This window comes from Candidatus Margulisiibacteriota bacterium (assembly GCA_031268855.1).
Lineage (GTDB): Bacteria > Margulisbacteria > Termititenacia > Termititenacales > Termititenacaceae > Termititenax.
The window spans coordinates 1-5,471 of record JAIRWS010000125.1 but is presented as its reverse complement, the minus strand read 5'-3'; the positions used below and the strand labels follow the sequence as shown (position 1 = coordinate 5,471).

General features: G+C 50.0%; 8 protein-coding genes. 4 read left to right on the top strand and 4 right to left on the bottom strand.

What is annotated here, in order from left to right; translation table 11 throughout:
• A partial coding sequence (locus LBJ25_07350; protein MDR1453769.1) for a hypothetical protein occupies nt 1-200 on the bottom strand: 200 nt, incomplete at its 3' end.
• 144 nt (nt 201-344) lie between these two features.
• Entirely contained in the window at nt 345-1,082 is a 738-nt protein-coding gene (locus tag LBJ25_07345) for a hypothetical protein (GenBank protein ID MDR1453768.1), read from the bottom strand.
• Nucleotides 1,083-1,202: 120 nt separating this feature from the next.
• Between LBJ25_07345 and LBJ25_07340 the strand changes: the two genes are divergently transcribed.
• On the top strand, nt 1,203-1,526 hold the full coding sequence (locus LBJ25_07340) for a helix-turn-helix domain-containing protein (protein ID MDR1453767.1): 324 nt from the start codon (nt 1,203-1,205) through the stop codon (nt 1,524-1,526).
• A gap of 412 nt (nt 1,527-1,938) precedes the next feature.
• Here LBJ25_07340 and LBJ25_07335 read toward each other — a convergent pair whose 3' ends face one another.
• On the bottom strand, nt 1,939-2,433 hold the full coding sequence (locus tag LBJ25_07335) for a GNAT family N-acetyltransferase (GenBank protein MDR1453766.1): 495 nt from the start codon (nt 2,431-2,433) through the stop codon (nt 1,939-1,941).
• Nucleotides 2,434-2,638: 205 nt separating this feature from the next.
• Nucleotides 2,639-2,830: a hypothetical protein gene (locus LBJ25_07330; protein ID MDR1453765.1), complete on the bottom strand. Its 192-nt coding sequence runs from the start codon at nt 2,828-2,830 to the stop codon at nt 2,639-2,641.
• A 288-nt stretch (nt 2,831-3,118) separates the two neighbouring features.
• Between LBJ25_07330 and LBJ25_07325 the strand changes: the two genes are divergently transcribed.
• From LBJ25_07325 to LBJ25_07315, 3 genes are all read left to right on the top strand, one after another.
• Nucleotides 3,119-3,883, top strand: a complete 765-nt coding sequence (locus LBJ25_07325; GenBank protein ID MDR1453764.1) for a ParA family protein — start codon at nt 3,119-3,121, stop codon at nt 3,881-3,883.
• Nucleotides 3,873-4,793, top strand: coding sequence for a ParB/RepB/Spo0J family partition protein (locus LBJ25_07320; protein MDR1453763.1), 921 nt, complete (start codon nt 3,873-3,875; stop codon nt 4,791-4,793). The genes LBJ25_07325 and LBJ25_07320 overlap by 11 nt, the downstream gene beginning before the upstream one ends.
• Before the next feature lie 91 nt (nt 4,794-4,884).
• Nucleotides 4,885-5,471, top strand: a 587-nt coding sequence (locus LBJ25_07315) for a class I SAM-dependent methyltransferase (protein MDR1453762.1), incomplete at its 3' end; no start/stop codon positions are given.

The window sequence follows — 5,471 nt, the reverse complement described above, 5'->3', positions numbered from 1 at the left end:
TTGCCCGCGCCCTGCACTATGCCGTTGATCGCAAAACCCGTGTCCGCCTCTCCGTATTTGGCCGCAAACTCCTCATAGCCCTCGCCCGCGCCCCGGTCTATCGTGCCGTTTCTGTTGCGATCATTAAGGCCAAGATTTGGCAAAAAAGCTTTCTCCGCCAGCGGCGAAAAAGAGTTTAATTTCAAACTAAAGTCGCTCATAAATATTTCCTCAATATTATATCGTCACAACAAAGCTGTTTGTTGTGGCAATATATAATTCCCTGCTTTGGAAATATTATACCAGTTTCGGCCGGGCCATACCGCGCGGCGGACGCCGGGGATACGTTTTTCCCGTTATAACCCCTACGCCACTTTCATTATGTAAACCACGCTGTAATAACCGGGCACGGTTTCGACGCTGAACGCTGTGCCGGATCCGGCGCTGCCTATCGAGCCGCTAATCGTGTGCGAATGCGCGCCGGCTGATGTCGCGCTTGAAGTCGAGGAAAAATCATGCGTGTGTGTGCCGACGGTGGATATAGTGCCCGAGACAGTATGCGTATGGCTTCCATCGAAAGAAGTTGTTCCACCATTGTATGTGGCGTATTCTACAGTCGATCCATTAGAGTCATGATCTAAACCGGCGAGAGAGCCAATCAGGGGGCTTGTATAGTTGTGCGAGTGTGTGCCAGCCGAAGCCGCTGAGCCGTCAGAGAGGGTATGCGTATGCGAACCGCCTTCTGACGTGCCGCCGCTGAGTGTATGCGTGTGCGCCCCGTCGGAGCCTAAAGACAGGCCTGTCACCTCGTGGCTGTGCGCTGGCAAATTATTTGTAGTCAGGGCTATACTCTGGCTATCCGCGCCGCCAGCCGCGCCGGACGCCAAACTGCCGCGCAGGAATTTATCCACCAGATTTGGCACGGCTATTTCGTTGACGCTTGTGCCATCGCATAATGTCCAAATTACTTTATTGTCTGCCGTTCTGGCGCTGGTCAATCTGCTGTACTGGCTGCCGCTAAACTGCAAAATGGTTCCTATCGGAAAAAAAGTCAGATTGAGAATGTCGTCCGCGTACATTTTTTGGCCTGCTGCTATAGTCATAAGAAACCCCCTCTTGTTATTCTATAACGCTAATTGCGTAAACTAGATTTATTCTAACAGCTGGTTGTTTGTTTGTCAAGCCAACAGAATAATATCATTTCAATCAATAGGAGTAAGCCAATGATTATTAACGAAGGAAGGTTGTATCAACTTTTAGGCGCAAATATTAAGTCCTACCGGACTCGCTCCGGCTGGTCACAGGCGGAATTGGCGGAGCGGGTAAGTCTCTCCGTAAATTTTCTCAGTGATGTGGAGACTGGTAAAAAATGGGTGTCTCCGGCGACCATGTTGAAGCTGGCGGAAGTTTTCCGTATCGAGGTTTATGAATTGTTCAAGCCGGAAAAAACGCATCCTGACCGTTCGCAAAACCTATTGAGCAAATATACCGAGGATGTTGTTTCCGCGGTGCAAAAAGTCCGCAAGAAATACCGGATGGTCAGCTAGCGGCGTGTGTAAAACGGGCGCGTCCGCCGTATTGAGCGAATAGGTAGAAATTTTAGAGCGAATATTAAGGCCGCTCAATATTGCTTAACAGCGGTTAAAGTGAGGCTTAATGAAATTTGGTCGCTGACCGCAAGCCCGAAGGGACTACAAGCCCGAAGGGACTGCAGTCCCTGACGGACTTACGCTCAGTGTCCACATGTATAAATTTTATACAACTTTTATACGATCCGGTGTTTCACGTGAAACAATCCATCTCGTGTAAACACAACTTCCAATCTTGCGCAGTGTCTCTCTCTCCGCTACTCTCTGAGCTTGTCTAGGGGAGCGCATCACAATAGTTCGGACGCTGAGCCTGGGACAGTGAGCCTGTCGAACCGTCGAAGCGTCCAAGGCTCAGCCGCCAGAGAGCGTATCATAACAACCCAGACGCTTCACTTGCCAGTTTCCGCATGGCCTCGCCGTACAGCAAATACCTGTCCCAGCCCTGCAAAGGCACGGCGCCCAGTTTTTTATAAAAATCCTGCGCGGGTTTGTTCCACGACAGCGCCGCCCAGTCCAGCCGGTCACAGTTTTGTTCCACGGCCAGCCGCGCAACGCAGCGCAGCAATTCCCGGCCGACGCCCTGTCCGCGAAAAACTTCTTTGACGAAAATGTCCTCCACATAAATAACTTTGCGGCCGGAAAATGTTGAATAAGTAAAGAAAAACAAGACCAGTCCCGCCGGCTGTCCCGCGATATCCGCAAAGATCACTTCGGCGCGTTTGTTGAGGAAAACATCCTGCCGCAGAGTTTCGGCGTCGGACGTTACGGTCAGATGCTCGTATTCCGCCAGAGCGTGAATGAACTCCAGCAGTAATTCCGCGTCCGCCTCCGTGCCATGACGCAGGGAGATGTTTTCATTTGGCATGCGGGGAGTATATACTAAAAGCGCCGCGCGCGGAAGTCCCGCCGCTCCCTGAGCTCGTATCCTGCGGATACGCTGGCGAAGGGAGCAAGGGGCCGCTCATTGAGCGGAGTCGAAATGAGCGATGTCCGGTCGCTTCGGCAGGCTCAGTGGCCTGACAGGCTCAGTAGCCATGCCGCTCATTGAGCGGAGTCGAAATGAGCGTAAATTAGCTCCGGAGAAATATTTGCCGCGCGGGTCTCCGTGTCCCAGCCCCGCCAGGAAATGCCTCGTGCAAAAGCCGCTTGCGGTAAACGTACAGCGCGTCAATGGTATCTATAACGCCGGCGGTTTGAGGTTCGCCTAATAATTTATCGATCAGTTTGCCCGCCTCGGTGTAAGCAGATAGTTTTCTGTGCATGAACATCCCCCAATGCTGTCTAAACAATTCTAACAAAAATGACCGGCAATAAGCAAGGGGCGCGTTATGCGAGCAAATGTTTCACGTGAAACATGCGCAAGGCGGTACAGAACGCCGGTTTTTTGCTTAAACAAACTGAATTCTTGTCAACAGTACAGCCGGAAGCCTCTGCCAAACTTGTTTTTAGCCCAACTCTTGCTTTCTTGTATCCAATTGCGGCGAATATTTTTAGCATAAACAAAGCAATTGTTTTGCAAAAAGAAAGAGCCTGTAGTATAGTATCCGCGCATGGGAACGATTTTTGCGATAGTCAATCAAAAAGGCGGTGTTGGCAAAACGACCACGGCCATCAATCTGGGCACGGCGCTGGCGGAAACCGGCAAAATGGTTTTGCTGATCGACACCGATCCGCAGGCGAATTCCACGAGCGGCGTCGGCATTGACGAAAACAAAATCGAATTTTCGTTGTACGATCTTTACATTGGCCGCAAAGACGCGCTGGAAGTTTTGTATCCGACCTCGGTGAAAAATCTGCACATCCTGCCCTGCACGCCAGATCTGGCCGGCGTCGAAGCCGAATTAATGAACGAGGACGGCCGCGAAAAACATTTGAAAAACGCGCTGGCCGCGGTGCAGGACGGTTACGATTTTATTTTGATCGATTGTCCGCCGTCGCTAGGGCTGCTCACACTCAACGCGCTGGTCGCCGCGACGCGTATTCTGGTGCCGCTGCAATGTGAATTTTTCGCGCTGGAAGGCCTGACGCGCTTGATGACCACGCTGACGCTGATCCGGGACAAAATAAACCCCGAGCTGGACATCGAGGGTATTGTGCTGACCATGTATGATCCGCGCACCGCGCTCAGCCGGCAGGTTGTCGCGGAAGCGCGCCAGCATCTGGGCGAAAAAGTTTTCCAGACCGTGATACCGCGCAATGTGCGGATCAGCGAGGCGCCGAGCTACGGCCAGCCGATCTCGGTGTACGCCGACAAATCCAAAGGCGCGGAAGCATACAGCGCTCTCGCAAAGGAGTTGATCGCGCATGGCTATTAATAGAGGCTTGGGCAAAGGTCTGGGCGCGCTGCTGCAATCCACGGGCGGGTCCGCGCAGAAAGAAGCGGACAATGTCGCCGCTTCCTTAAGCAAAACCGACGGCAAAATCCAGCCGCTTTTTGGCCGCAGTATTTTGTATATCTCGGTGACGGAAATCGTGCCCAATCCGCGCCAGCCGCGCAAAAATTTTGCGCCGGACACCCTCGGCGAATTGGCCGCGTCGATCAAAATACACGGCGTCATCGAGCCGCTTATCGTGCGCAAAAAAGAGAACAGATACGAGCTGGTGGCTGGCGAGCGGCGCTGGCGCGCTTCACAGCAGGCCGGTCTGGACAAAGTGCCGGTGGTGGTCAAGGGGATTAGCGACGAAGTGTCGCTTGAGCAGTCGATCATCGAAAATATACAGCGCGAGGGACTGAACGCGCTGGAAGAAGCGGAATCTTACGCGTTATTAATGAAAGAATTTAACCTGACGCAGGAGCAGGTGGCCGAAAAAGTCGGCAAAGCCCGTTCATCCGTGGCGAACGCGCTGCGTTTGAACGATCTGCCGCTGGAAGTCAAGGATTCATTGCGGAAAAACGAAATTACCGCCGGACACGCGCGGGCTATTTTGGCCGCGGGAAATGTTATTGAACAGCTCAAAGTATGGCGAAAAGTATTACAGAACAACCTTAACGTGCGTGATACAGAGAGCTTAACAGCAAAAAAAACCAATGCTAAACAACTTAACAGGGACGCAATAGAAAAATCAGCTGAATTAATCAATATAGAACAAAGGTTGGCCGCGAAATTCGCCACAAAAATTGAGTTAAATGGAAATGAACACGAAGGCGGCATTACTATAAAGTACTTCTCGCGCGACGATCTGGAGAGGATTTACGCGCTTTTGTTGACGAACGAAGTTATTTAGTGGTTTTTCTTGCTTTAAAGAATAAAAAAACAATACACAGAAGTTAAAAACACAAAATATATTGAATTTTTGCTGGCGTAGGGAAAAATAAGTGGATAAATCAACGGTAGAAGAAATTAGAGAGCGTTTTGATAAAGATGTTGCCAGATTTGCAAATATAGACACGGGGCAAACATCAACGATCGACGCAAAAATTTCATTAGAAATCATTACAGATGCGGCAAAAATTATGGTTCCGGGCGCCGTGAATTTGTTGGATATTGGCTGCGGGGCCGGTAATTATACATTAATGATGCTTGCCAAAATCGCAAATTTAAATTGTACCCTGGTGGATTTGAGCCGGCCGATGTTGAATAAAGCCTTTGAAAGAGTCTCAAAACAAACAAAAAAAATCAAGCTAATACAGGGCGATATCCGGACGGTAGAATTAAATGAAAATTATTTTGACATTATTTTGGCCGGCGCGGTTCTGCATCATTTACGAGATGACGCGGACTGGGAGAGGACTTTCAAAAAACTTTATAATCTTTTGACAGATGGAGGCTGTTTGCTGGTCTCGGATTTAATAACCCAGGATAATAAATTATTGGCGGAATATATCTGGAAAAAATATGCGGACTATTTGGAAAACAGCGGAGGGCAAGAATATAGTAAAAAAGTGCTTGATTATGTATCCCG

Bases quoted from the DNA above. Each gene is read 5' to 3' on its own strand.
- LBJ25_07330 (MDR1453765.1), bottom strand. From the start codon at position 2,830: ATGCACAGAAAACTATCTGCTTACACCGAGGCGGGCAAACTGATCGAT.
- LBJ25_07325 (MDR1453764.1), top strand. From the start codon at position 3,119: ATGGGAACGATTTTTGCGATAGTCAATCAAAAAGGCGGTGTTGGCAAA.
- LBJ25_07340 (MDR1453767.1), top strand. From the start codon at position 1,203: ATGATTATTAACGAAGGAAGGTTGTATCAACTTTTAGGCGCAAATATT.
- LBJ25_07335 (MDR1453766.1), bottom strand. From the start codon at position 2,433: ATGCCAAATGAAAACATCTCCCTGCGTCATGGCACGGAGGCGGACGCG.
- LBJ25_07345 (MDR1453768.1), bottom strand. From the start codon at position 1,082: ATGACTATAGCAGCAGGCCAAAAAATGTACGCGGACGACATTCTCAAT.
- LBJ25_07320 (MDR1453763.1), top strand. From the start codon at position 3,873: ATGGCTATTAATAGAGGCTTGGGCAAAGGTCTGGGCGCGCTGCTGCAA.